At 68.3% G+C, this 24,869-nt stretch carries 25 protein-coding genes; 8 read left to right on the forward strand and 17 right to left on the reverse strand.

The window, feature by feature from the left end; all coding sequences use genetic code 11:
* Positions 1–47 precede the first annotated feature (47 nt).
* Complete coding sequence (locus MKD50_RS01155) at positions 48–1,433, reverse strand: NarK family nitrate/nitrite MFS transporter (RefSeq protein ID WP_252666123.1); 1,386 nt, start codon at positions 1,431–1,433, stop codon at positions 48–50.
* Positions 1,434–1,493: 60 nt separating this feature from the next.
* Positions 1,494–2,774, reverse strand: a complete 1,281-nt coding sequence (locus MKD50_RS01160) for an MFS transporter (RefSeq protein WP_115702116.1) — start codon at positions 2,772–2,774, stop codon at positions 1,494–1,496.
* A 227-nt stretch (positions 2,775–3,001) separates the two neighbouring features.
* Here MKD50_RS01160 and MKD50_RS01165 point away from each other — a divergent pair, with 227 nt between their 5' ends.
* Entirely contained in the window at positions 3,002–4,228 is a 1,227-nt protein-coding gene (locus MKD50_RS01165) for an NnrS family protein (protein ID WP_115702631.1), read from the forward strand.
* 17 nt (positions 4,229–4,245) lie between these two features.
* On the opposite strand, the gene MKD50_RS01170 is transcribed toward MKD50_RS01165, so the two are convergent.
* Positions 4,246–5,475 (reverse strand): MFS transporter, encoded by a 1,230-nt coding sequence (locus MKD50_RS01170; protein WP_252666124.1) that lies wholly within the window; start codon positions 5,473–5,475, stop codon positions 4,246–4,248.
* 106 nt (positions 5,476–5,581) lie between these two features.
* On the opposite strand from MKD50_RS01170, the gene MKD50_RS01175 reads away from it, so the two are divergent.
* Entirely contained in the window at positions 5,582–6,502 is a 921-nt protein-coding gene (locus MKD50_RS01175; protein WP_240071170.1) for a LysR family transcriptional regulator, read from the forward strand.
* A gap of 12 nt (positions 6,503–6,514) precedes the next feature.
* On the opposite strand, the gene MKD50_RS01180 is transcribed toward MKD50_RS01175, so the two are convergent.
* The gene (locus tag MKD50_RS01180; protein ID WP_252666125.1) at positions 6,515–7,543 is read right to left on the reverse strand and encodes an AraC family transcriptional regulator; all 1,029 of its coding nucleotides are present in this window, start codon (positions 7,541–7,543) and stop codon (positions 6,515–6,517) included.
* A 389-nt stretch (positions 7,544–7,932) separates the two neighbouring features.
* Here MKD50_RS01180 and MKD50_RS01185 point away from each other — a divergent pair, with 389 nt between their 5' ends.
* Positions 7,933–8,658 carry a hypothetical protein gene (locus MKD50_RS01185; protein WP_240987509.1) on the forward strand — a complete coding sequence of 242 codons (726 nt, stop codon included), beginning with the start codon at positions 7,933–7,935 and terminating at the stop codon, positions 8,656–8,658.
* Positions 8,659–8,744: 86 nt separating this feature from the next.
* Here the strand turns inward: MKD50_RS01185 and MKD50_RS01190 are convergent, their stop codons facing one another.
* Complete coding sequence (locus MKD50_RS01190; protein WP_111516681.1) at positions 8,745–9,053, reverse strand: H-NS histone family protein; 309 nt, start codon at positions 9,051–9,053, stop codon at positions 8,745–8,747.
* Between the two features lie 327 nt (positions 9,054–9,380).
* On the opposite strand from MKD50_RS01190, the gene MKD50_RS01195 reads away from it, so the two are divergent.
* Positions 9,381–9,791: a VOC family protein gene (locus MKD50_RS01195; protein ID WP_115702109.1), complete on the forward strand. Its 411-nt coding sequence runs from the start codon at positions 9,381–9,383 to the stop codon at positions 9,789–9,791.
* A gap of 146 nt (positions 9,792–9,937) precedes the next feature.
* On the opposite strand, the gene MKD50_RS01200 is transcribed toward MKD50_RS01195, so the two are convergent.
* Positions 9,938–11,341: an NCS2 family permease gene (locus MKD50_RS01200; protein WP_115702107.1), complete on the reverse strand. Its 1,404-nt coding sequence runs from the start codon at positions 11,339–11,341 to the stop codon at positions 9,938–9,940.
* Between the two features lie 468 nt (positions 11,342–11,809).
* Between MKD50_RS01200 and MKD50_RS01205 the strand changes: the two genes are divergently transcribed.
* Complete coding sequence (locus tag MKD50_RS01205) at positions 11,810–12,019, forward strand: hypothetical protein (RefSeq protein WP_252666126.1); 210 nt, start codon at positions 11,810–11,812, stop codon at positions 12,017–12,019.
* 14 nt (positions 12,020–12,033) lie between these two features.
* Here the strand turns inward: MKD50_RS01205 and MKD50_RS01210 are convergent, their stop codons facing one another.
* The gene (locus MKD50_RS01210; RefSeq protein WP_252666127.1) at positions 12,034–12,657 is read right to left on the reverse strand and encodes an N-acetyltransferase; all 624 of its coding nucleotides are present in this window, start codon (positions 12,655–12,657) and stop codon (positions 12,034–12,036) included.
* A 579-nt stretch (positions 12,658–13,236) separates the two neighbouring features.
* Between MKD50_RS01210 and MKD50_RS01215 the strand changes: the two genes are divergently transcribed.
* Both MKD50_RS01215 and MKD50_RS01220 read left to right on the forward strand, forming a co-directional pair.
* Positions 13,237–14,394 (forward strand): WD40/YVTN/BNR-like repeat-containing protein, encoded by a 1,158-nt coding sequence (locus MKD50_RS01215; RefSeq protein WP_252666128.1) that lies wholly within the window; start codon positions 13,237–13,239, stop codon positions 14,392–14,394.
* 29 nt (positions 14,395–14,423) lie between these two features.
* Positions 14,424–14,684: a MoaD/ThiS family protein gene (locus tag MKD50_RS01220; protein WP_115702099.1), complete on the forward strand. Its 261-nt coding sequence runs from the start codon at positions 14,424–14,426 to the stop codon at positions 14,682–14,684.
* Positions 14,685–14,691: 7 nt separating this feature from the next.
* Here MKD50_RS01220 and MKD50_RS01225 read toward each other — a convergent pair whose 3' ends face one another.
* From MKD50_RS01225 to MKD50_RS01260, 8 genes are read right to left on the reverse strand one after another with little or no spacing between them, the layout of a single operon-like run.
* On the reverse strand, positions 14,692–14,955 hold the full coding sequence (locus MKD50_RS01225) for a gamma-butyrobetaine hydroxylase-like domain-containing protein (protein ID WP_252666129.1): 264 nt from the start codon (positions 14,953–14,955) through the stop codon (positions 14,692–14,694).
* 8 nt (positions 14,956–14,963) lie between these two features.
* Positions 14,964–15,962, reverse strand: a complete 999-nt coding sequence (locus tag MKD50_RS01230; RefSeq protein WP_252666130.1) for a HEAT repeat domain-containing protein — start codon at positions 15,960–15,962, stop codon at positions 14,964–14,966.
* Between the two features lie 26 nt (positions 15,963–15,988).
* On the reverse strand, positions 15,989–16,795 hold the full coding sequence (locus tag MKD50_RS01235; RefSeq protein WP_252666131.1) for an ABC transporter ATP-binding protein: 807 nt from the start codon (positions 16,793–16,795) through the stop codon (positions 15,989–15,991).
* Positions 16,792–17,637 (reverse strand): ABC transporter permease, encoded by an 846-nt coding sequence (locus MKD50_RS01240; RefSeq protein WP_252666132.1) that lies wholly within the window; start codon positions 17,635–17,637, stop codon positions 16,792–16,794. Before MKD50_RS01240 ends, MKD50_RS01235 begins: the two co-directional genes overlap by 4 nt.
* Positions 17,638–17,651: 14 nt before the next feature.
* Positions 17,652–19,073, reverse strand: a complete 1,422-nt coding sequence (locus MKD50_RS01245; RefSeq protein WP_240071159.1) for an ABC transporter substrate-binding protein — start codon at positions 19,071–19,073, stop codon at positions 17,652–17,654.
* Positions 19,074–19,113: 40 nt separating this feature from the next.
* Positions 19,114–19,359 (reverse strand): 4Fe-4S dicluster domain-containing protein, encoded by a 246-nt coding sequence (locus MKD50_RS01250; RefSeq protein ID WP_252666133.1) that lies wholly within the window; start codon positions 19,357–19,359, stop codon positions 19,114–19,116.
* A gap of 13 nt (positions 19,360–19,372) precedes the next feature.
* Positions 19,373–21,151, reverse strand: a complete 1,779-nt coding sequence (locus MKD50_RS01255) for a fumarate reductase/succinate dehydrogenase flavoprotein subunit (protein WP_115702087.1) — start codon at positions 21,149–21,151, stop codon at positions 19,373–19,375.
* Entirely contained in the window at positions 21,148–21,951 is an 804-nt protein-coding gene (locus MKD50_RS01260) for a GntR family transcriptional regulator (protein WP_252666470.1), read from the reverse strand. Before MKD50_RS01260 ends, MKD50_RS01255 begins: the two co-directional genes overlap by 4 nt.
* A 295-nt stretch (positions 21,952–22,246) precedes the next feature.
* Between MKD50_RS01260 and MKD50_RS01265 the strand changes: the two genes are divergently transcribed.
* Positions 22,247–23,224: a chemotaxis protein gene (locus MKD50_RS01265; protein ID WP_252666134.1), complete on the forward strand. Its 978-nt coding sequence runs from the start codon at positions 22,247–22,249 to the stop codon at positions 23,222–23,224.
* Between the two features lie 325 nt (positions 23,225–23,549).
* Here MKD50_RS01265 and MKD50_RS01270 read toward each other — a convergent pair whose 3' ends face one another.
* Positions 23,550–24,206: a peroxiredoxin gene (locus tag MKD50_RS01270; RefSeq protein ID WP_115682393.1), complete on the reverse strand. Its 657-nt coding sequence runs from the start codon at positions 24,204–24,206 to the stop codon at positions 23,550–23,552.
* Positions 24,207–24,311: 105 nt separating this feature from the next.
* Positions 24,312–24,749: a universal stress protein gene (locus tag MKD50_RS01275; RefSeq protein ID WP_115702081.1), complete on the reverse strand. Its 438-nt coding sequence runs from the start codon at positions 24,747–24,749 to the stop codon at positions 24,312–24,314.
* Positions 24,750–24,869: the final 120 nt, after the last annotated feature.

The raw sequence follows: 24,869 nt of genomic DNA on the forward strand, positions 1-24,869 counted from the left end.
GCCGGCGCGGGCCTAGTTCCGAAGAACTAGGCCGGCCGGCAAGGCGTTCAGCAGGGCATGGGGGCGTTGCGGCGCGCGTAGTACAACCACGTCACCAGCACGCAGCTGAGGTAGAAGGCGATAAAGCAATACAGCGCGGCGTCGGGGGCACCGGTCAGCTCGAGCGAGGTGCCGAAGCTCTTGGGGATAAAGAAGCCGCCGTAGGCACCGATCGCACCGGAAAAACCCAGCACCGCGGCGGATTCCTTGCCGGCGTCCTGCAGCGCCTGGCGCTGCGCGGCGTCGCCCTGGCCCTTGGCGGCGCGCTGGCGCTCGGTCAGGAAGATCACCGGAATCATGCGGAAGGTCGAGCCGTTGCCGATGCCGGTCAGCGCGAACAGCGCGATAAAGGCCGCGAGGAACCAAGTGAAGTTGCCGCCGGCGCCGTCGTGCGGCAGCGCCGCCAGCACCGCGAACACCGCCGCGATCATGCCGACGAAGGTCCACAGCGTGACGCGCGCGCCGCCGAGCTTGTCGGAAATCCACCCGCCCACGGGACGCGTCAGGGCACCGACCAGCGGCCCCAGGAAGGCGTAGGCGGTGGGGTTCACGCCCGGGAACTGCGACTTGGTCAGCAGCGCCAGCCCGGCCGAAAAGCCGATAAACGAGCCGAAGGTGCCGACGTAGAGCCAGCACATCAGCCAGTTGTGCTTGCGCTTGAAGATCACGGCCTGCTCGGCGAACGAGGCCTTGGCGTCGGCGATGTCATGCATGCCGAACCACGCGGCCAGCGCCGACACCACGATGAACGGCACCCAGATAAAGCCCGCGTTCTGCAGCCACAGGTCGTGCGTGGCGCCGTTGGCCTGGTATTGCTGCGGCTCGCCGCCGAGCGCGCCGAACACCGCCAGCGACACCACCAGCGGCGTGACGAACTGCACCACGGATACGCCGAGGTTGCCGATGCCGGCATTCAGGCCGGTGGCCAGTCCCTTCTTCGCCTTGGGAAAGAAGAAGCTGATATTAGCCATCGACGAACTGAAGTTGGCGCCGCCCAGCCCGCACAGCAGCGCCAGCACCAGCAGCGTGGGATAGCCGGTGGACGGGTCGCGCAGCGCGAAACCCATGCCCAGCGCCGGGATCAGCAGCAGCGCGGTGGAGATGGCGGTGAAGCGGCGCCCGCCGAACACCGGCACCAGGAACGAGTAGAAGATGCGCAGCGTGGCGCCGGACAGCGCCGGCAGCGCGGTCAGCCAGAACAACTGGTTCTTGGTGAAGGCGAAGCCGGCGCGGTCGAGGTTGACCGCGACCACGCTCCACAGCATCCAGACCACGAAGGCCAGCATCAGTGCCGGGATCGAGATCGACAGGTTGCGGTAGGCGATGCGCTCGCCTTCGCTTTGCCAGAACGCCGCGTTCTCGGGCTCCCAGCGGGTCAGTACGGATGAGGTCATGATCAGTGTGCCTTGTTGAAGAATGCGCGGAGGCGCGTTGGTCGGTGCCGCAGTGCGGTGTCAAGCGGCCTGGGTCAGGCCGACGGCCTGGGCCTTGCGCTGGCGTTCGGTGCGGTGGCTGTAGTGCATCCACACCAGGCTCACGCACACGGTGCCGTACATCAGCATGAAGCAGCTGCTGCGGATGCCGGTCAGGTCGGCCAGCATGCCGAACAGGATCGGCAGCACGAAGCCGCCCAGCCCGCCGGCCAGGCCGACCACGCCGGAGACCGCGCCGATGTTGTGGGTGAAGTCGTTGGAGATGAACTTGAACACCGAGGCCTTGCCGATGGCGAAGGCGATGCCGACCACGAACAGCAGGATGGTGAATACCGTGGGTGTCAGCGCGATGCGGAAGCCTTGCGGGCCGCCGGTGGTCTGGACGATGAAGTCGGTCTGCGGATAGCTCAGCAGGAAGAAGCCGACCCAGCTCACCCACATCACCCACCAGGTGGTGCGATGGGCGCCGTAGCGGTCGGAGATCCAGCCGCCGATGGCGCGCAGCACACCGCCCGGCAGCGAGAAGCAGGCGGCCAGAAAGGCGGCGGTCTTGATGTCGAAGCCGTATTCGCCGATGTAGTACTTGGTCATCCACAGCGACAGGCCGACATAGCCGCCGAACACCACCGAGTAATACTGCGAGTAGCGCCACACGCGCGGATCGCGCATCACCGCCAGCTGCTCGCGCCAGCCGACGCTGGACTTGACCATGTGCGCGGGATCGCTGCGCGAAAACACCCAGAACAGCAGCGCGGTGGCCAGCATCGCCACCGAATACACGCGCGGCACGACGGTCCAGGTGCCGGCCGCCAGGATCAGCGCCGGCGCGACGAACTTGGTCAGCGCCGCGCCCGAGTTGCCGGCGCCGAAGATGCCCATCGCCAGCCCCTGGCGCGAGCGCGGGAACCAGCGCGCCACGTAGGGCGTGCCGACCGAGAACGAACCGCCCGCCAGGCCGACGAACAGGCCCAGCACCAGCAGCTGCCACAGCGTGGTTGCGTACGAGATCAGCCAGATCGGGATCACGGTGGCCAGCATCAGCACGAAGAACACGATGCGGCCGCCGAAGCGGTCGGTCCACAGCCCCAGCGGCACGCGGATCAGCGAGCCGCTCAGCACCGGGGTGGCGGCGAGCAGGCCGAATTCGGTGTCGTTAAGGCCGAGCTGTTGCTTGAGGGGAATGCCGAGGACCGCGAACAGCATCCACACGGCAAAACAGATGGTAAAGGCAAAAGTACTGGACGCCAGTGTCATTGCGGCGCCGGGCGGGATCGGCTCCGGCGCGCGGGGTTGGGTGGCCATGGCCATGCTCCTGTGTCAACTTTGGCGGGGGTGATGCCAGAGTAGGGGCGGGCGCTGGTGCTGCCTATTCGCCGGCAGCACAGCGCACGGGCGGGCGCTGACTGCCTTTGGAAGTAGTTCTACCGGGGGAGGTCGCCGGCGCGGTGGCGGTGCTATCGTGGGGACGACTTGCGGCGCAGTGCGTGGTACCGCCGCGCCCGCTGCGCATCCTCATTGCCCTTGCTGACATGGACACCATCCCCATCCTTCCCGCGCGGCGCACGCCGCCCTCCGGCAAGGCCCCGCCGGGCCCGCCGCCACGTGGCTTTGCCCTGTTTGCGCTGGGCTTCCGGCCGTTCTATCTGGGCGGCGCGGTGTTTGCCGCGCTGGCGATCGCGGCCTGGTCGGCAATGCTGGCGGGCATGCAATCGGTCGGTCCGGCACCAGTGCTGCCCGGGATGTTCTGGCATGCGCACGAGATGGTGTTCGGCTTTGCCGCGGCGATCGTGGTGGGATTCCTGTTCACGGCGGGACGTGCCTGGACCGGGCAGCCCACGCCGACCGGCGCGGCGCTGGCCGTGCTGTTCGGACTGTGGCTGGCCGGACGCGTGGGCCTGTGGGTGGCGCCGGGGACCGTGGCCTTCGCCATCGAAGCCGTGTTCCTGCCGCTGGCGGCGCTGGCCTTCACGCGCACGCTGGTGCGCGGCGGCAACCGCCGCAACTATCCGCTGGCGCTCGCGCTATGGCTGCTGGCGTTGGCCGATATCGCCAGCCTGTGGCTGCAGGCGCGCGGCCATGACGCCGGCGCGATGGTGGCCTGCCGCGCCGGCGTGGCGCTGGTGACGCTGTTCGTGGTGGTGATCGGCGGGCGCGTGATTCCGATGTTCACCACCAATGCGGTTCCCGGCTTCCGGCTGCGCCAGTACCGGCAGGTGGATCGGCTGGTGATTCCCGCTGCGGTGCTCGGGCTGGCGGCCGGGCTGCTGCCCGTGCCCGCATGGCTGGCGGCGGCGCTGTCATTGCTGGCGGCGCTGGTGCTGGGCGCGCGCGTGGCGGGGTGGCGCGGTTACGCGGTCGGCAACCGGCCGATCCTGTGGGTGCTGCACCTGGCCTACGCGTGGCTGCCGCTGGCGCTGCTGCTGCAGGGGCTCGGTGCGCTCGGACTGGTGATGGCCGGGCTGGCGACGCACGCATTCACGGTGGGCGTGCTCGGCGTGGCGATCATCGCCATGATCACCCGCACTGCGCTGGGCCACACCGGCCGCATGCTGGTGGCCGGCCGCGCCGAGACCGCGGCGTACTGGCTGGTGGCCGCGGCGGCGGTGTTGCGCGTGTTCGGGCCGATGGCCTGGCCCGCCGGCTACCTGCACTGGGTATGGGGCGCGGGCGCATGCTGGGTGGCAGGCTTCGGACTCTATGCGCTGACGTATGCGCCGCGGCTGGCGCGTCCGCGCGTGGACGGCAAGCCGGGCTGACGAGATCGCGCTGGCGCTCAGGGGCAGGCTTGCGCCATTGGCGCGCGGGCGCGCGCGCCGTGTTCCAGCTTCACGCTCAGCCACGCCACCGCCAGCGCCGCCGTCGGCGCCAGTGCCGCAACCCAGGGCAGTGCCGTCAGCCCAGGGCCGTGATCGACCACCACCCCGCCCATCCACGCGCCCAGGCCGTTGCCCAGGTTGAATGCGGCGATATTGAAGCTCGAGGCCAGGTTCTCACCGGCGCCGTGGGCGTGGCGCAGCACGCGCAGCTGCAGCGGCGACACCGTGGCAAAAGCCGCGACGCCGAGGATGCCGACGAAGGCTACCACCAGCACCTGGCTGTGGATGGCCAGCGTCATCGCCGCCAGCACCAGCGTCAGCGCCGCCAGCGTGGCCAGCACCGCGCGTGTCGGGGTGCGGTCGGCAAAGCGGCCGCCCAGCACGTTGCCGACGATCATGCCGGCGCCGAACAGCAGCAGGATCGGCGATACCGCCGCCTCGCCAAAGCCGGACACGCGCGTCAGCAGCGGCTGCACGTAGGTGATCACGGCGAAGATGCCCATCGACTGCAGCACCGTCATCAACAGCCCCAGCAGCACCTGCGGGCGGCCGATGGTAGCCAGCTCGTCGCGCAGCGCGACGCGTGCGCCGTGGTCCTGGCTCTTCTGCACCAGCAGCGCAATCACCGCCAGCGACAGCAGCCCGACCAGCGTCATGGCCCAGAAGGTCGAGCGCCAGCCCAGGTGCAGGCCCAGCCAGGCGCCGGCGGGCATGCCCAGCAGCGTGGCCAGGGTCAGGCCCGAGAACATCACGGAAATCGCCGAGGCACGGCGGTCTTCCGGCACCAGCCCGGTCGCGACCACGGCGCCGACGCCGAAGAAGGTGCCATGCGTGAGCGAGGTCAGCACGCGCGCGATCATCAGCGTGGTGTAGTCGGGCGCCAGCGCGCAGGCGGCGTTGCCCACGGTATAGATGACCATCAGCGCCATCAGCACCGCCTTGCGCGGCATGCGGCGGGTCAGCAGCGTCAGCACCGGCGCGCCGGCGAACACGCCAAGGGCATAGCCGGACACCAGCATGCCGGCGGCGGCGATGGTCACCTGGAGGTCGGCGGCAACCTGCAGCAGCAGGCCCATGATCACGAATTCGGCGCAGCCGATGCCGAAGGAGCCGGCGGTCAGCGCGTACAACGCCAGCGGCAGCCGGGTCCGGACGGGAGCGGCGAGGGTCGAAGGGGAGGAAGCCATGGTCGGACAGGGGCGCAAGAGAGGACGAAGCCGGCAGTCTGGGCCTTTGCGGCTTCAGTAAAAACCGGCATGATCCATAATCAGTTTCAATAAAGTCTTGAAAATCATGGACCGGATCGGCGATATCGGCCTGTTTCTGCGCGTGCTCGACCTGGGCTCGATCAGTGCCGCGGCGCGCAGCCTGGACCTGTCAGTGGCGGTGGCGAGCCAGCGGCTGCAACGGCTGGAGCGCGAGTTGGGCGTGCGCCTGCTGCATCGCACCACTCGCCGGCTGCACGCCACCCCGGAGGGCGCGGTGCTGGCCGAACAGGGGCGCGCGCTGGTGGACGACCTGGAGGCGCTCGGGGCGTCGCTGCGGCAGGCGGGCACCGGCATCACCGGCACCCTGCGGGTAACGACGTCGTCGTCGTTCGGGCGGCTCTATGTCTCGCCGCTGCTGCCGGAATTCCTGGCGCGGCATCCGGGGGTATCGCTCAGCGTCAATCTGAGCGACCACGTGCTGGACCTGGTCAGCGCCGGCTTTGACCTGGCGATCCGCATCGGCGCGCTCGACGATTCGGCGCTGGTCGCGCGCCGGCTCGCCAACAACCGGCGGCTGCTGTGCGCCTCGCCCGACTACCTGCGCCGGCGCGGCACGCCGCGCACGCCGCAGGACCTGGCCCGGCACGATTGCCTGCTGCTGGTGGGCAGCCAGGGGCGGCAGGATGTGTGGCGGCTGGGCGATGGCGCGGGCGGCGAGATTGCCGTGCGCGTGCGCGGCCGGATCGAGGCCAATACCGGCGAACTGCTGTCCGACGCGGCGCTGGCGGGCTTTGGCATCGCGCTGCATTCGGCCTGGCATGTCTGCGCCGACCTGCGGGCCGGGCGGCTGGTGCAGGTGCTGCCCGATTACCCGCTGGCCGACACCGGCATCTACGCGGTGATGCCGCAGCGGCGGCTGGTGCCGCCGCGGGTGCGCGCCTTCGTCGATTTCCTGGCCGAGCGCCTTGGCGACGACCCGCCGTGGGAGCAACTCCGCGGCGGGTGAGCCCGGCCCTGGCTAGGCCGGCGGCTGCGGCGCGGGCGCGGCGTGGCGCCGGTAGTCGCCCGGCGTCATGCCGGTCCAGCGGCGGAACGCGCGGAAGAACGAGTTGGCATCGTCGAAGCCGAGCCGGAACGCGATCTCGCCGAGCGACAGCGCACCTTCGCTCAGGTAATGCCCGGCCAGCTCGCGCCGCGCGTCTTCGCACAGCGTGCGGAAGCTGGTGCCGGCGGCCATCAGACGGCGCTGCAAGGTGCGCTCGCTGATGTCGAGGTGGCGCGCCACCGCGGCCAGGCTCAGGGCGCGGTCGCCCGCCAGCTGCTGCAGGGCGGTGCGGACATCGCCCAGCGAGGCCGCGGCCGGGCGCAGGTCGCGGCTGGCGGACGGCGCCGCCGGGCTGGAGCGGTCGCGCGCCATCAGCCGCAGCGCCAGGTCGCGGCGGCCGAACACGATCGCGTCTTCCGGCTCGCCGAAGCGCACCGGGCAGTCGAAGGCCTCGGTATAGCGCAGGTGCCACGCTGGCCGGCCGATGCGCAGCGACACCCGCAGCGGATGCAGCGGCTTGCGCGTGAAGCGCCGGCCGAAGGCCAGCAGCGAGCATAGCTCCATGTCGATGCGCGGCCGGCTGTCGGGCGCCTCGGGATCGCTCGGGCGGATGCAGACCCAGGCTTCGTCACCCTGGCGGCGCAGCTCGACGCGGTCGCCGGCCAGCAGCTTCTGGTAGCGCGCAATGCGCCGAAGGGCCGTGCCCAATGACGGGCCGGCCATCGCGGGCAGGCCGGCCAGGCCGAGCAGGTCGGGCGGCATCCGGCTGCCCAGCCACAAGCCGATGGCGGGGTCGCCGGTGGCGTGATAGACGGCCAGCAGCAGGTGGATGGCCTGTTGCGGGTCGGCCGCATGCGCGGCAGGTTGGTGGTCGCAGGAGTCGGAGTCGGTGTCGGATTCCGGGGCAGGCGCGAGTGCCGATACGTCGTAACCGCCTTCACGCAGCGCGTGCAGCAGGTCACGAGGCAACGGCCCGGCCTGGATAGGCTCTTGTTGTGGCATCGTCGTCTTCTGGCTGGCAAGGTGGCGCAAGTGCGCCAGTGCAGCCCCCGGTACGAAAGAGATTACGCGTTGACGATGGCCCCTTCAAGGGCGCGGGGCGGCCGGAAGTGTGTGCCAGGCAGCTTAACGGACGCGCATGGAGGCGCCCTTGGATGCCAGGCGACCGGAAGGGCCGCGTCGCCGCTGGCTTGGCGGGTCGCTGCAACCCGTTGCTTAAATTTTGGGCAGGCCGGTGCGGTGGCGCACAGACCGGGGTTTTCGGACAGGGAACGGGAGGATATCCACAGATTCTGTGGATATCACGTCGGAGTTTTCAACATGGGTTTGTGCGGCTGCCCCGCAGGGGTGGGAAGCGCGTATGCTGGGCGGTTTTGACGGCGTGATGCCGCTTGTCCGGCACCAGTGGCTTCGGACGGTTGGCCGGTCACAGCACGATCGGGGCTCGTCCATGTCCCATTTTTCGTCATCGTGCCGCTAAAGCCCACCAAAGCGGCATCCTTCTCTTTTCGCGACTCAACCTGCCCGCCGCCATGCGCCATGACCGGTCGTTCGCCTTCCCGTCCCGCCTTGCCGTGTTGCCGATGCTCGCCGCCGCCGTGGCGGTGTCGGGCTGCGTGGCGCAATACCGGGTGCCTGCCGGTGCGCCGTCCGCCAGCGTGCGGCTGGTGACCAGCACCGATGAAAACACCTCGTTCGCCATCGTCGATCCGGCCAGATGCCCGGAGCCGGCCCGGCCGCTGGTGCTGGCGGGGATGGGCAGGCAGTTGTCGGCGATGGGAAGGGAACGCAGCCTGGACATGGCCGGGCGTTCGCCGGAGCCGGCCGCGCGCACGCGTGAACGGTTGGTCGAGGCGGGACGGCGCATCTATGTGGCGGTGACTTCGGCCGCCGCGCCGCCGCTGCCCGAGATGCGCTGCGCCGCGGGCGTGTCATTCGTGCCGGTGGCCGGCGCGCAGTACGAGATCCGATACCAGCGGGACGAGACCGCCAGCCAGTGTTCGGCGCGGATCTTGCGCCTGCAGCCGCTGGCCGACGGCGGCGCGCGCCTGACGGCCGAGCCGACGCAGCAGGGTTTCAGGGCGCTACGAAAGGATTATGTCTGCCAGGCGTTGTGAAGCCCGTCCGGGCCCCCGGGCTGCGGACGGGTTGGCGGGGCAGCGGGCAACCGGCGCGGCCCGCTGAGCCCTGCGGCAGGACTGACTTACTGCTCGATCAGGAAGCGCTCCGGACGCTTGCCCAGCCAGGCCGGCGCACGGCCGCGGCCCGACCAGGTCTTGCCGGTCTTGGGATCCATGTACTTCGGGGGCAGGGCGGCCGCAGTCTTGCGCGCGCTGCTGCCGGCAGGACGGCCGCGCTTGCGCCGGGGCAGGATGTCTTCCGCAGTCAGGCCATATTCGGTCATCAGTTCGCGGATTTTATCGATCACGCCTGCCACTTCGTTCGCGCGCACTTCATTCAGCTTGGCTTCCAGCGCTTCCTTCTCAGCCAGGAGTTGCTTGTATGTCGCCATTTATATCCCCTTTCTGCAATTAGGCCGCTGCATGGTACTAGAAATTCAGGTGACAGGGCACCTGAAAAAATTTTACAAAAAATAGCGCAGATTGCACGGACAGATTGTCGGGGCGCTGGTCGGCATCATTGTCATGCCGAATGCGGGAACGATTGCCGCAACCATGGCCGCGACATTGCCCCAGCCAATGGTCGTTTTGCTGTGCCGGGTTTCCATTTTCTTGCCCTCATTCAGGGCCAATCGAAATACGCGCGCCGCCCGGCTTTAGCGCCTAGACTGTTTGTCTGCGCCCCGCGCAGTGCCACGTCACGACTACCGGAGCCCTCTATGAGTCAGCAGATCTTTGTCAATTTGCCAGTGCACGACCTGCAGAAGTCGATTGCCTTCTTTACGCAGCTGGGCTTTTCCTTCAATCCTCAATTTACCGACGATACCGCGACCTGCATGATCGTCGGCGAGAATATTTTCGTGATGCTGCTTACCGAAGCCAAGTTCCGCAGCTTCTCGCCCAATGACATCTGCGACGCGCGCAAAGCCACCGAAGTGCTGGTTTGCCTGTCGCTGGAAACCCGCGCCCGCGTCGATGAAATGGTCAATGCCGCGGTGCTGGCGGGCGGCAATACCTACAAGCCGCCAATGGATCTGGGCTTCATGTACGGCCATGGCTTTCAGGATCTGGATGGCCATGTCTGGGAGCTGGTGTATATGGATATGGCGGCAATGCAGGCGTCGCAGTGAACGCGCTATCGCGCCGGGCCAGCGCCAAAAAAAAAAGCCCGGGAAAGCAGGAAGCCCGGGCTTGAAATCCACCTGGATCGCGGTGGAGGAGACATCTGGTTGTCAGCGTCCCGGCATCATCCGGGACGCGGTCATGCAGGGTGGTGTCAGATCGCCCAGCCGCCGGCGTAGAACGCCGCCAGCACCACCGCGATCGCCACGGTGCCGAGATTGAGCTTGCGCCATTCCCCGGCCACGATGCGGCCCACCACCAGGGTGCAGAAGCCGAGCATGATGCCGGTGACGATATTGCAGGTCAGCACGATGAACACGGCGCAGACCAGGCCGGCCAGCGCATCGACCAGGTCGTCCATGTGCAAACGGCTGACGCTCGACAGCATCAGCAGGCCGACGTACATCAGCGCGGGCGCGGTCGCGTACGACGGCACCAGCGCGGCCAGCGGCGAGAAGAACATCACCGCCACGAACAGCAGGCCCACCACCACGGCGGTCAGGCCGGTCTTGGCGCCGGCGGCGACGCCGACGGTGGACTCGATATAGGCCGCGGCCGGGGCGCCGCCGAACATGCCGGAGAAGATCGAGCTGACCGAATCAGCGGTCAGCGCGCGCCCGCCGTTGTGGATATGGCCGGCGGCATTGAGCTGCCCGGCCTGCCCGGCGACGGCGCGGATGGTGCCGGTGGCGTCGAACACCGCGGTCATCACCAGTGCCAGCACGCTCGGCAGCACGGCGGCCGTCAGCGCGCCGCGCACATCCATGGCGCCGATCAGCGACTCGTGGCCCGGTGCGCTCAGCGACGGCAGCGCGAACACGCCGGTGAACTTCACCGCCGGATCGAAGGCCAGGCCCAGCGCCGAGATGGCGATGATCACCAGCAGGATCCCGCCCGGCACCTTGCGGCGCTCGAGCCCGAAGATCGCGGCCAGGCCCAGCACCGACATCACCACCGGAAACGAGGTGATCTTGCCCAGCGCCACTGGCAGGCCGGCATGCGTGTTCTTGACCACCAGCCCGACTTCATTCGAGGCGATCAGCAGCAGGAACAGGCCGATGCCGATGCCGGTGCCGTGCGCCACGCCGGCCGGCAGGTTGCGCAGGATCCAGGAACGCACCCCGGTGACCGAGATCGCGGTAAAGATCAGGCCCATCAGGAACACCGCGCCGAGCGCGACCGCGGGCGACAGGCCCTGGCCCAGCACCAGGCCGAAGGCCATGAACGCGGTCAGCGAGATGGCGCAGCCGATGGCGATCGGCAGCTTGGCCCACAGGCCCATCAGCAGCGAGCCGAAGGCCGTGGTCAGGCACACCGCGACGAAGACCGCGCTGGTGTCGAAGCCGGCCTTGCCCAGCATGCCCGGCACGACGAAGACGGCGTAGACCATCGCCATGAAGGTGGTGACGCCGGCCACCACTTCCTGGCGCTGGGTGCTGCCGCGCGCGGTGATTTCGAAGAAGGCATCGAGCCGGCCTTTGACTTCCGGCACATGGGGGGCGTGGGGGCGGGCGGGATCGGCCTCCGCCGCGGACGACGGATAGGGTTGTTCGATCATGATGGGCTGTCTCCTTGCGGGCGCTGCAACGTCCGTCGTGCGGAACGTCGTCAGGCGGTCTCACGTGGTTCTGGTCTGGGCTGGAGGCGGAAATCCTGGCCAACCCCGCGGTTATCGGTGTGCCGCTTGTCGGTGCCTTCTGTGGGCGTGATCCGGGCAAGGCTGAAGGCTAGGTGAGGCGGCGCCAGCCATCATCACCGGCGCTCAATGCGCGGCATGTGCAAGGAAGAATATCGAATGTGATGCCTGCATATCTCCGAGCGGCGAAGTCGCGTCAGGTGGCGTTTTCGGCGGCTGCCATTATCAGGCGATGCATATACAGCCTATAGGGAATGACCCGGATGCCCGGCGGTCGACTTCTTTATACTAGGGATAACCCTGAATCGTCTCGCGATCCGGGCCGAATCCCGGCCATAAGTGCTTCACGAGACACTAAACCTGTTTCCCAACCGGAAAGGAAGAATCGCCATGCAAGCACTCGCCGACACTCTCTATCGCCAGCCCGCACAGCCCAAGTCCGCAAAGCCCGCCGCCGCGGAGCCGGCGCGCGATGTCGCCTGTTACGCCCGCATGGGCGGCGGCCAGTCGCTGGCCGCGCGCGTGCGCACCTACTTCGCGCAGGGCTGGACGCTGTACGCGGCCAATGCCCGCGAGGCGGCGCCGATCCGCTGGCTGTAAAGCCCCGCGCGGCGTCAGTACATGCCGGTGCGGGCCATGAACCCCTCCAGCGTCCAGCCGCGCCCGAGCAGCAGCATGCGCGTATGCAGCCCATCGCGCGTGGCGGCATCGACCGCGTCGCCCAGCCACGTCAGCGTCTTGCTGCGCAAATCCACATAGCCCAGGGCGTAGTCGGGGGCCAGTGCGTGCCACAAGGCGTGGGCGCCGGCCGACTGCCGCGCGCCGCTCAGCAGGCATAGCCCGCCGTCCAGCGCCCAGCGATAGAGCGCCCGCGCCAGGCCGCGGCGCTGGTAAGCGGGCGCAAACTTGCTGTGCGGTGCCCGCACCCACGGATCGGCCCGGCGGCCGACCTCGATCAGTCGGTTGAAGACGGTATAACCGGCCAGCCGGCGCTGCATCACGTCTTCCACATACACGTAGTACTCGCCATCGGCCTGGCGGTAGCGCAGGCGCAGGCCCGGCGCGCCGGCCGGCAGGGCAGGCATTGCATGGAGGCGGTCGCCCGGCCGGCCGATGCGGCCGTGCAGGGCGTCGAGTTCGCGCTCGATCTCGTTGGGCGCCAGTTCAACGTCGATGCGCAGTTCGAGCGCGCGCGGCAGCGCCGGCGCCGGCAGGCGCAGGGCATGGAAATTCGCCATGGCAGCCTCCGACTCGTTCAAGAGTTGAGGAGCAGGTAGAGGGCGGCGAGCGCCACCATGGCGCAAAAGGTGTGGCGGTAGAGCGGTGACATGTCTGGCTTTCTCCTGGCTGCATGATCGAGCGGGTGCCGGATGGCATCCGCGACATGGGCCGTGCGGGAAAGCTCAGGGCTGGAGGGTGGCGCCCCGAACTGCCCGCACGGCCAGGAAAAGCACGGCGCGGCGGACCGGGTTGCAGGCGGGGAAGTGCCTGGCCAGGTCAAGGGCAAGGCCTTGCTGCGCGGCGCGTACACGCACGCCTGCCGCCGGCTGGGCCGGACGGTTCAGGGTGGCGAAACGGGCGGAGCAAGACATGGAGGCTGGGGGCGAAAGGGTGCGAAGGAACATTGCTTATGCCACACTTCATCGGGAATGTCCAGCCAAGTTGCCTGCTTCCGCAGGGAACTCCGTTCTACGTCGTATGCCGCCGGGCGGCTCCGCAGGGGCTGGCAGCGCGCGTCGCCATCGTTCATTGTGAACACTGTCTACATGTACTAGACTCGGAAACATCGTTCACCCGGCCTTCTTGCAGGAGCCAAGATGACGACTTCCCCCATTGCTGAAACCGATACCGGCCCGGTCCGCCTGCTGGTGGCCACCACCAAGGGCGCCTGGTTCCTGACCAGCGACGCCGCGCGCCGCAGCTGGCGGATCGACGGCCCGACTTTCCTTGGCCATACCATCCACCATATCGTGCAGGACCCGCGCGAGCCGTCGCGCCTGCTGATGGCGGCCCGCACCGGCCATCTGGGCCCGACCGTGTTCCGCTCCACCGACGGCGGCCGCAACTGGACCGAGGCGGCGCGCCCGCCCGCGTTCGACAAGGTGCCCGAGGGCGAGAGCGGCCGCGTGGTCGACCACGTGTTCTGGCTCACGCCCGGCCATGCCAGCGAGCCCGGCACCTGGTACGCCGGCACCTCGCCCCAGGGCCTGTTCCGCAGTGCCGACCATGGCGCGACCTGGGAGCCGGTGCGCGGCTTCAACGATCATCCGATGTGGCGCGCCTGGACCGGCGGCGAGCAGGACGGCACCCCCGACGGTCCCAAGCTGCATTCCGTGCTGGTCGATCCGCGTGATGCGCGCCACCTGTATATCGGCATGTCCAGCGGCGGCGTGTTCGAGAGCACCGACGCCGGCGCCGACTGGAAGCCGCTGAACCGCGGCAGCATCGCCAATTTCCTGCCCGACCCCAACCCGGAATACGGCCAGGACCCCCACTGCATGCTGCAGCATCCCGCCAACCCGGACATCCTGTACCAGCAGAACCATTGCGGCATCTACCGGATGGACCGCCGCGAAGGCGTGTGGAAGCGGATCGGCGAGGCGATGCCGGCCGAAGTCGGCGACATCGGCTTCCCGATCGTGGCGCACCGCCGCGACCCGCGCACGGTGTGGGTGTTCCCGATGGATGGCAGCGATGTATGGCCGCGCGTCAGCCCGGGCGGCCGGCCCGCCGCCTATGTCACGCGCGATGGCGGCGAGACCTGGCAGCGCCAGGACCGGGGGTTGCCCGCCGAACAGGGCTGGTTCACGGTCAAGCGGCAGGCCATGGCCACCGACGGCCATGCTCCGGTGGGCGTGTACTTCGGCACCACCGGCGGCGAGCTATGGGCCAGCGCGGACGAAGGCGAGGCCTGGCAATGCATCGCCCGCAACCTGCCGCAGATCTACGCGGTCAGCGTGGCGCGTCCGGCCTGAGCGCCGGCCACCGCGCCGGAGGATTTAACATGCAGGTCCGTATCGCGACGCCGCTGTTTTCCTATACCGGACAGCGCGAATATGTCGAGGGCCACGGCGCCAGCATTGCCGAGCTGCTCGACGACCTCGAGCGCCAGTTTCCCGGCATGCGTTTTCGCATCGTCGACGAGCAGGGCAAGCTGCGGCCGTATATCCGCGTCTTCGTCAATCGCGCACAGCTGATGCGGCTGGATGCGCCGTTGCAGGAGACCGACGAGGTGCATATCCTGCAGGCGCTGGCAGGCGGGTGAAACCCGGCTATAGCGCCTGCAGGTACTGCCAGGGGTAGATGCCGCGGTCGTGCCCGTCGCTGAACACGATCTGCACGCCGTAGCCCATGTCCCCGAGGGCGACGATTTGCAGGTCGCGCATTCCGCCCTGAACCGGCTTGCCGCGGCAGGCGGCGCAACGGCATGCCGCGCGCAACCGGGTCGGGTCCAGCGACTGGCGCTGTCCGTCCGGCCAGCAGATGCGCAGCGCGCCTTCGCTGCGCGACAGCTCCAGGCGCGTGGGGATGACCATGCCGCTGCTCATGCCGGTCCCGGCGGCGAGCCGATCTGCGCCAGCGCGATGCGCGCGGCCTTGCGTACCTCCGGATCGGCATCGTCCGCCGCAACGGTCAGGGCCGGAAGCGCCGCCGTATCCTGCAGGCTGCCCAGCGACAGCGCGGCCTCCTTGCGCAGGTTGCTGATGGCGTGGGTCAGTTGCACTGTCAGCGGTACCGTCGCGGCGCGATCGCGCAGCTTGCCGAGGGCCCTGGCGGCCTGCAGGCGGACTTGCCAGTAGGGGTCTTCCAGCGCGTCGATCAACGGGCGCACGGCGTCGGGGAAATTCAGTTTTCCCATGGTCCGCGCAGCTTCTTCCCGCACCTGCCAGGCCCTGTCGCGCAGCGCCGCAAGCAAGGCGTCGCGTGCCGACGGGTCGGCTGCCAGGCCAAGGGCCCCGGCGGCGGCGCGCCGCACGTCGGTGTCGGTGTCGCCGGTGGCGGCCTGGGCCAGCGCCGGCAAGGCTTCGTTGCGCTTGAGCCAGCCCAGCACGGCCACGGCTTCGCGCCGCACCGGCGCGGCTGCATCGGACAGCGCGGCCATGGCCGCATCGAAGCCTGGCGCATGGCGCAACTCGCGCAGGCCGCGCCACGCGGCCGCGCGGACAAAGGGGTCTTGGTGCGTGACCCACGGCAGCAGGGCGGCGCCGGAAGCCGGGTCTTTCAGTTCTGACAGCCCTTGCGCCGCGGCGTGCGCCACTTCGCGGCTGGGATCGGCCAGGGCGGCGGCCAGGGCCGGCACGACCTCTGCCTGTTCCCAGCTGGCCAGCGTGCGCGCGGCTTCGGCGCGCACGGTCTCGGCCGGGTCGGATTGCAGCCGCTGCAGCAGCAGCGGCACGCCGTCTTCGTCCTCCAGGTCGGCTAGTTGCAGCAGGGCCACGCGGCGCACGGCGGGGTCGGGGTCGGCCAGGCGCAGCGCCAGCGCGCGGATGGCGGGATCGAGGTCAGGCAGGGAGGGGTCAGGCAAAGCGCAATCGTGCGGCATGGATGGCAGTCGGGTCGATATGGCAGTCAGGCGGCAGTCGCGCGCGCGCCGGCCTGGGTGTGGTCATGGAGCAGGTCGCGGCAGCGGCGCTTGAGCCGGATGAAATCGTCATCGGTCATCAGCTCGGCGCGGCGGGGCCGCTCGAAGGGGATGGCGATATCTTCCAGGATGCGTCCGGGCCGCTGCGACATCACCAGCACCCGGTCTGCGAGAAACAACGCCTCGTCGATGTCATGGGTGACAAAGACCACGGTGGTGCGCACCTGCGTCCAGATGTCGAGCAGCAGCGCCTGCATGTGGGCGCGGGTCTGCGCGTCGAGCGCGCCGAAGGGCTCGTCCATCAGCAGCACGCGCGGCCGGTTGATCAGCACGCGCGCGATCTCCACGCGCTGCTGCATGCCGCCCGAGAGCTCGGCCGGATATCGCCGCGCGAAACTGCCCAGCCCGACCAGATCCAGCAGGGCCTGCGCCTCGCGCTTGCGCGCGGCGGCGGGAACGCCCTGCATCTTCAGGCCGAAGCCGACGTTGTCGAGCACGCACTTCCACGGGAACAGCGAGTGCTGCTGGAACACCAGCCCGCGCTCCGGGTCGGGGTCGCGCACGGGCGCCCCGTCCAGCAGGATCTCGCCCGCCGCCACCGGCAGGTGGCCGGCGATAGCGCCCAGCAGCGTGGATTTGCCGCAGCCCGACGGCCCCAGGATGCAGACGAACTGCCCGGCGGGAATGTCGATGGAAAGCTGGCGCACGGCGGTAAAGCCGGACTCGCCGTGGCCCAGCGCCACGTCCAGGCCGCGCACCTGCAGGCGGCCCGCGCGGATCGGTTGGCTCGTCATGCACGCACCTGCTGCAGGCGGGTCCATGGCATCAGCCACGCGCCGGTTCGCTTGATCAGTGCGCTGCTGCCCATGCCGAAGGCGCCGATCAGCAGCATGCCGACGACGATGTCGGCATAGTTCTGCAGGTTGTAGGCCTCCCACGTGTAGTAGCCAATGCCGTACTGGCCCGCGATCATCTCGGCCGTGACCAGGCAGAACCAGGACGTGCCCATGCCGATCGCAAGGCCCGTGACGATGCTGGGCAGCGCCGCCGGCAGCAGCACCTCGGGGAAGAGCGTCCAGCGGCGCGCGCCCAGGCTGCGGGCCGTGGCGACCAGCCGGGGATCGGTACGCTCCACGCCGTGGATGGTGTTGAGCAGGATCGGAAAGAGCGCCCCGATAAAGGTGATGAAGATCATGCTCAGCTCCGACGAGGGGAACATCAAAATTGCCAGCGGAATCCACGCCACGCCCGGGATCGGGCGCAGCACCTCTAGCGGCGGCAGCAGCAGGTCTTCCAGCCAGCGCGAGCGGCCGATCGCCATGCCGAGCACGATGCCCGCCACGGCCGCCGCGCCGAAGCCGGCAAACACGCGGTAAAGGCTGTTGCCCAGGTGCAGCACGAGTTTGGGCGACTGCAGCAATTGCCAGGCCGCTGGTACCACGTCGCTGGGCGCCGGCACGTTGGCGAACGTGACAATGCCAAGATGGGCCCGGTGCGACGAAGCCAGTTGCCACAGCACGATGCAGGCCGCCAGCGCGGCCAGGCGCACCAGCCAGCGCACCAGCCGCCCGCGTGCCGCGCCCGCCCCGGCCGGCGCCACCGGGGACGGCCCGGCTTCAAGCGTGATTGCGGTCATCGCTGCGCTCCGCGTCAGTTGCTGGCGACGGCAACGGCTGCGCCGCTGACCGCGGCGAAGTCGCGCACATTGCCACCATTGGCCTTGGCCCAGCCATCGGCGGAGCCCTTGAGCAGGAAGGCGCTGACCTGTCCCTTGCCGTCCTGCACGTACCACGCCTTGTTCGCCAGCAGCTTCAGGCCGGTATTGCGGTCATGCACATACAGCACGCGCGCCTGCCGGCCCTCCTTTGCAGCCTGCCTGAGCGCGGCGAACGCTGCCGCCGGCGAGGCATAGGCGCGCACCCTGGGCTCGCCGCGCAGCCAAAGTTGCGCGGCCAGCTTCGGTTCCGCGATGGGCTTGCCGCTGCCCGCGTCCCTGGCGGCGAGGGGCTGCTTGTCGTAGGCCTTCAGGCGCGCCTCGTAGTCCAGGCCCTCTAGCCTGAAGGCTTCGCGGATGTAGCGGTCGTCGATCACGGTGTCGGCGCTCAGGTCAGCATCGGTACGCTTGAGCAGCTTCAGCGTCTCGATCGAGGTCTGCAGCGCCTGGCGGTATTCCGGCTTCCAGGTGTAGTCGCGGTTCTGCAGGCCGAGCGGGCCGTGGAACAGGTAGTCCACCTCGGCGTCGATGCCGGTCACCCTGGCAATGAGTTCGCTGTATTTCTCGGGCTCGGCCGCCATCAGCCGGTCGGCCTCGATGGCGGCGCGCAGGTACGCCACCACGATCTCCGGATATTTCTGCGCATAGTCCGCGCTCACCAGCGCGCCGTGGAAGGTGGGCGCCTCGGCCTGCGAGCCGTCATAGATCTTGCGGGCAAAGCCGCGGAAGGCGAACAACTCGGGGAACGGCACGAAGTTGGCATGGCCGTCGACCTTGTGCGCCTGCAGCGCCGAGCCACCGACCTCGGGCGACTGCGACACCAGCGTCACGTCCTTGTCCGGGTCCCAGCCCTGGCGCTTGATCGCGCGCAGCAGCATGCCGTGCGCGGTCGAGCCGAACGGTACCGAGATGGTCTTGCCCTTGAGCTCCGCCAGCGACTGGACCGGGGAATCGGTGGGGACCACGATGCCGTTGCCGGTGCCGATCGCATTGCCCGACAGGGGCGCGATAAACAGGCTCTTCTTGCCGGCCTTCTGGAAGGCCGCGGCATTGAGCGAGCCGGGGAAATCCGCCATGGCGCCGATATCGAGCTTGTCCGCCACCATCTCGTTGGTCAGCGGCGGGCCGGAGGTGAAGTTCTTCCATTGCACGTCGTAGGTGACGTCCTTGTACTTGCCGGTGCGTGGCAAGTATTTGTCGAGCAGCTTCAGTTCGCGGATCAGCAGGCCGCCGGTGGCGCAATTGATGGTGGTGTCCTGCGTGCCGATGGCGACACGGATAGTTTCGGCGCTGGCTGCGCCGCCGAGGCTGGCGGCGGCCAGCGCCACGAACAGGTGGAGGCTGGTGGAGGCTTTCATGGGGCTATCTCTGTGGTGCTGTGGTCATGAAGCGGGGCTATCAACGCAGCAGGTACGGGATCTCGACCCGGACCGCGCCCGTCGGGCAATCCTTCTCGCAAGGCATGCAGTACCAGCACTCGTCGAACTGCATATAGGCCTTGCCCTTGGCCAGGTTGATAGCCAGCAGGTCCATCGGGCAGACATCGACGCAGACCGTGCAGCCCTTGTCGGCAATGCATTTGTCTTCATCGATGGTGACGGGTGCGCTGCTGCGCTGGGTGATTTCATGCGGGGTGTAGGCCATGGCGTGGGTTCCTTCAGGCGGCAGCCAGGGTGGCGGGTCCGGATATTGCGGCCGTGGCGGTCGTGGCGGGAGCGTGGCCGCGGCCGACGCGCAGCCGCTGGTAAGCGGTGGCGTCGTCGCCTTCCACCGGCACGATGTACGGTTCGATCTCGCGCTTGTGGCTGACCATGCGCCCGGCGTGATCCTTGCTGAGGTGCGTATGGCAGAACCATTCGGCGTCATTGCGCTGCGGATAGTCGACGCGATGGTGGTAGAGGCCCCAGCGGCTCTCGGTGCGGAACAGCGAGGCACGTGCCGCCATCTCCGCGCAGTCGCGGATCGCCATCACCTCGACCGCGCGCATCAGCTCGTGCGGATTCACGGCGCGGATCTGGTCGATGTCCTCGGCGATGGCATCGAAGCGCTGCAGGCCGATTTCCATCTTGCGCGTGACCTTGGGCGGCTGCAGGTAGTCGTTGACCATGCGGCGCAGTTTGTATTCCACCTGCGCGGGCGGCAGGCCGCTCGCGCGGGCCAGTGGTGCGAACACGCGCGCACGCTCCGCTCCGACCTGGCCCGCATCGGCTTCGGGCAGGGCGCGGCCCGCAACGTAATCGGCCGCGTTCTGCCCGGCAAACCAGCCATAGGTGAAGGCGCCCAGCATGTAGTTGTGAGGCACCGCGGCCATGTCGCCGGCGGCATAGAGGCCCGGCACCGTGGTCTCGGCGCGCTCGTTCACATGCACGCCGGAAGCACTGTGGCCGCTGCAGAAGCCGATCTCGGAGATATGCATCTCGACCATCTGCTTGCGGTAGTCGGTGCCGCGCCCGGCGTGGAACTGTCCGCGGCTGGGGCGTTCGTTGGTGTGCAGGATGGTCTCGATGGTCTGGATGGTTTCTTCGGCCAGGTGGTCCAGCTTCAGGAACACCGGGCCGTTGCCGCCTTGCAACTCCTGGTAGAACTCCCACATCATCTGGCCGCTCCAGTAGTCGCATTCGATAAAGCGCTCGCCCTTGCCGTTGGCGGTATAGCCGCCCAGCGGGCCGGTTACGTAGGCGCAGGCCGGCCCGTTGTAGTCCTTGATCAGCGGATTGATCTGGAAGCACTCCAGGTTGGCCAGCGCCGCGCCGGCGTGATAGGCCATGGCGTAGCCGTCGCCGGCATTGGTGGGGTTCTCGTAGGTGCCCATCAGGTAGCCGGACGCGGGCAGGCCCAGGCGGCCGGCGGCGCCGCAGCACAGGATCACGGCGCGGGCGCGGATCACGTGGAAGTCCGCGGTGCGGCAGTCGAAGCCCATCACGCCGCTGGCGGCGCCGCTGGCGTCGGTCAGCACGCGCGTGGCAACGATGCGGTTGGTGATCTCCACCCGCGCGCGCTTGAGCTGGCGGTACAACACCTTCTTGACGTTATGTCCTTCCGGCATCGGCAGCACGTAAGAGCCCATGTGATGGACCTTTTTCACTGCGTAGTCGCCGGTCTCGTCCTTCTCGAACCGCACGCCCCAGCGGTCCAGTTGCTCGATGGTGGCGAAGCTATGGCGCGCGTAGGCATAGACGGTGGACTGGTCGACAATGCCGTCGTTGGCCACGGTGATCTCGCGCGTGTACTGCTCGGGCGTGGCGTGGCCGGGGATCACGGCGTTGTTGAGCCCGTCCATGCCCATCGAGATGGCGCCGCTGCGCTTGACGTGTGCCTTGTCGAGCAGCAGCACGCGCAGCGCGGGATTGCGTTCCTTGGCCTTGATCGCGGCCATCGGGCCGGCGGTGCCGCCGCCGACGACAACGATGTCGTATTCGTGAGTCAGGGTGTTCATGCGGAGGGCTTCCCCTTGCTGGCTGGTTTGCGGGGCCGGGCGCGGCCTGCGGTGTGGTTGACGTTGGTGGCGGGCGCCGCCTTGTGCCGGTCTGCGCGCAGCCGGTACTGGAACGCGTCGCCGCGGAAGTAGAGGAACTCGTAATCGATCGGCGTGCCTTGCGCGTCGTGGGTCAGGCGTTCGATGCGCAGCACCGGCGCACCGTCCTGGATGCGCAGCGCCCGGGTCAGGTCGTCGTCGGCGAGGATCGCGTCGACGCTCAGGTCGGCATGGCCGAGCTTTACGCCGCAGTCGTTTTCCAGGATCAGGAAGATGTCGCGCGTGGCGAGGTCGGCATTGAGCAGGCGGCGGCCGACGGCCTCCGGCACCCAGGTCAGCTCCAGCGACACCGGTTCGCGGTTGAGCAGGCGCACGCGCCGGATCTCCACCACCGGGTCGCCTTCGCGCAGATGCAGTTGCGCGGCAACGTGACGGCTGGCGGGCACGCGTTTGCAGCTGCGCACCTGGTTCAGGATTTCATAGCCCATGCTCGACATCGCTTCGGCAAAGCCTTGCAGCGAGGTCACGTTCTGGAAGGCGCGGGGCCTGGAGACGAAGGTGCCCTTGCCGTGGATCCTGAAGATAAGACCCTCTTTCTGCAGGTCGCCCAGCGCCTGGCGCACGGTGATGCGGCTGGCGCGGAAGCTCTCGCCCAGCTCGCTCTCCGACGGCATCTGGTGGTGCGGCGGATAGGTGCCGTCGAGGATGCGGGCGCGCAAGGCATCCTTGATCTGCGTATAGAGCGGCAGCGGGATCGGCATGGGGGCCGGCAATGCCGTGGCGCCGAGGGCGGGTACCGCGTTGGTCCGGGAGGTCATCGGATCGACATAGCGTGTTATGACAAGTTGGGAATCACTATATGGACGACGCCGTGCCGGAGGAACGAAGCAATCCGGATATGCAAGGATGAAATCCGAACTTGCGCTGGCTGCGCCACTCAACTCCCGATGCCGCTCGCCGATATCCAGTCATGGACCCTGCCGTGCGCCCTCCGCCGCGGCCGCGGGCAGATGACAACGATGGCGGCAACACACACGCACGGCACGGGAGCAACGCATGAGCAGTTCCATGAGGGACATCGACGAACGGACCAACCTCACCAACAACAACCAGTTCGAGCTGCTGCTGTTCCGGCTCGGCGAGGCGGAGCATTCCGGCCAGTCGGAGCTGTTCGGCATCAATGTCTTCAAGGTGCGCGAGATCCTGGTGATGCCGCCGGTGACCACCGTGGTCGGTGCCAGCCCGTCGATCCTGGGCATGGCCGATATCCGCGGCCAGGTGATCCCGGTGATCGACCTGCCGCGGCTGGTGGGCTGCAAGCCGCGCGGCGGCCTGGGCATCCTGCTGGTGACGGAATACGCCCGCTCGACCCAGGGCTTCGCGGTCGAAGCCGTCGAGGAAATCGTGCGGCTGGAATGGAACCAGGTGCATTCGGCCGAGGCCAGCGTGCGCACCGGCCATGTGACCAGCATCGCCAAGCTGGAAGGCGGCGCGGACGGGGCCGAGGGCGGCACGGACGCGGCGCGTCTGGTGCAGGTGCTCGACGTCGAGCAGATCCTGCGCGACGTGCTGCCGACGCGCCAGCCTGACGTGGATCCGGGCGAGGTCGGGCCGCAGCTGCAGCTGCGGCCGGGCGCCAGGGTGATCGCCGCCGACGACTCCGCGCTGGCGCGCGGGCTGATCGAGCAGGGCCTGAAGGCCCTGGGCGCGCCGGTGGTGATGACCAAGTCCGGCAAGGAAGCCTGGGAACTGCTGGACCGCATCGCGACAGAGGCCGCCAGCCAGGGCCGCCCGGTGCAGGACGACGTGGCGCTGGTGCTGACCGACCTGGAAATGCCCGAGATGGACGGCTTTACGCTGACCCGCAAGATCAAGGCCGACAGCCGGCTGAAATCGCTGCCCGTGGTGATTCATTCATCACTGTCGGGCGAGGCCAGCGAAGAACATGTGCGCAAGGTGGGGGCCGATGCCTATGTGGCCAAGTTCGTCGCCAAGGAGCTGGCCGACACCATCCGTACGGTGCTGACCCGTTAAGCACGCTGCCACGGGTCTGAGCGGCAGGCACAAAATGCAAGCGCCCGCAACCATTCCCGTACGCCGGTTGGTTGCCTATAAAACGGGCACTCCAGCACGTTCCAGCGCGGGCGCGCCCTTCGCGGTTGTCAAGAGGGGGGATATCCACTGTTCCTGTGGATATTTTTTGTGGACAAGTCGGGCCCGCCGGTGCGCTCCCGGCCGGCATCGGGCGATGCCGGCCGGGAAGCCCCGGCCGCGGTCTGGCGCGGGCTCCCGCGCCGCCGCGCTCCCTCGCGCCGCCGCTCCTCGCTCTCCCTGTTCCCCTACCTTAGTGTGCGTTGGGCTATTTGGGCTGTGCCACCGTGCGCAGGTACGGCTTCAGCGTCTTGAAGCCCTGCGGGTATTTCTTGCTGGCTTCCTCGTCCGAGACCGAAGTCGGGATGATGACGTCCTCGCCCGGCTTCCAGTTGACCGGCGTGGCCACGGTGTGCTTGGCGTTGAGCTGCAGCGAATCCAGCAGCCGCAGCACCTCGTCGAAATTGCGCCCCGCGCTCATCGGGTACACCAGCATCGCCTTCACCTTCTTGTCCGGGCCGATGATGAACACCGAGCGGATGGTGGCGTTGTCGACCGCGGTGCGCGGGCCGCTGCCGCTGGCCTCGGGGTGGATCATGTCATAGAGCTTGGCAACCTTCAGGTCGGCATCGCCGATCATCGGGTAGTTGACGGTACAGCCCTGCGTTTCCTCAATGTCCTTGACCCAGCGCTGGTGGTCGCCCACCGGATCGATGCTCAGTCCGATGATCTTGGTATTGCGCTTGTCGAACTCGGGCTTGAGCCGGGCCATGTAGCCCAGCTCGGTGGTGCACACCGGCGTGAAATCCTTGGGATGCGAGAACAGGATGGCCCAGCCGTCGCCGATCCACTCGTGGAAGCTGATCTGGCCTTCCGTAGTCTCGGCGGTGAAATCAGGGGCTTGCTCGCCCAGTCGAATCGCCATGGTTGCGCTCCTTGCAGTTGGCTTGGTTTGGAATCGCGCGTCGCCGCGCACTGTTGCCCGCTATCCCCGCTATCCCCGCTGTCCCGCCGTGGCGCCGTCTCCCGGTTAGCGGAAAACCAGCACCGGGATCGTGCTGTGGGTCAGCACCTTGTGCGTCTCGCTGCCGATCAGCAGGGCCTGCAGCCCGCGCTTGCCATGCGACGACATCACGATCAGGTCGCACTCGCGCTGCTGCGCGCACGCGATGATGGCCTGCCAGGGATGGTCGTCGGTGGCGGTGATGGTGTCGCAGGGCACGCCGGCCTGCGCCGCGGTGTGGCTGAGCGCGGCCAGGAAGGTGTCGGCGTGGCGCGCGGCCTCGGCGGCGAAGTTGCTCTTGGTGTCTTGCAGGCTGGTCAGCCGGTAGGTCAGCACGTGATACTCGGGGAGCACATGGAGCCCGGTCACGCGGGCGCCGATGCGGCTGGCGAATGCCATCGCGCGACCCACCATGGCATCGGCGCGCGCGGAGCCGTCGGTCGGTACTAGGAGGTGCCTGTACATGATGAGCCTCCGCTTGCAGAGAGATACCGCGCCAGTCCGTCGCGTCCGCGCACTGGCGGGCGAGCCAATCCAGTATAGGAATTGCGCGGCATAAGGAACAGGACACCGGGGCGACGAAGC

It is taken from the genome of Cupriavidus mimosae (genome assembly GCF_023952485.1).
Taxonomy (GTDB): Bacteria; Pseudomonadota; Gammaproteobacteria; order Burkholderiales; family Burkholderiaceae; genus Cupriavidus; species Cupriavidus taiwanensis_C.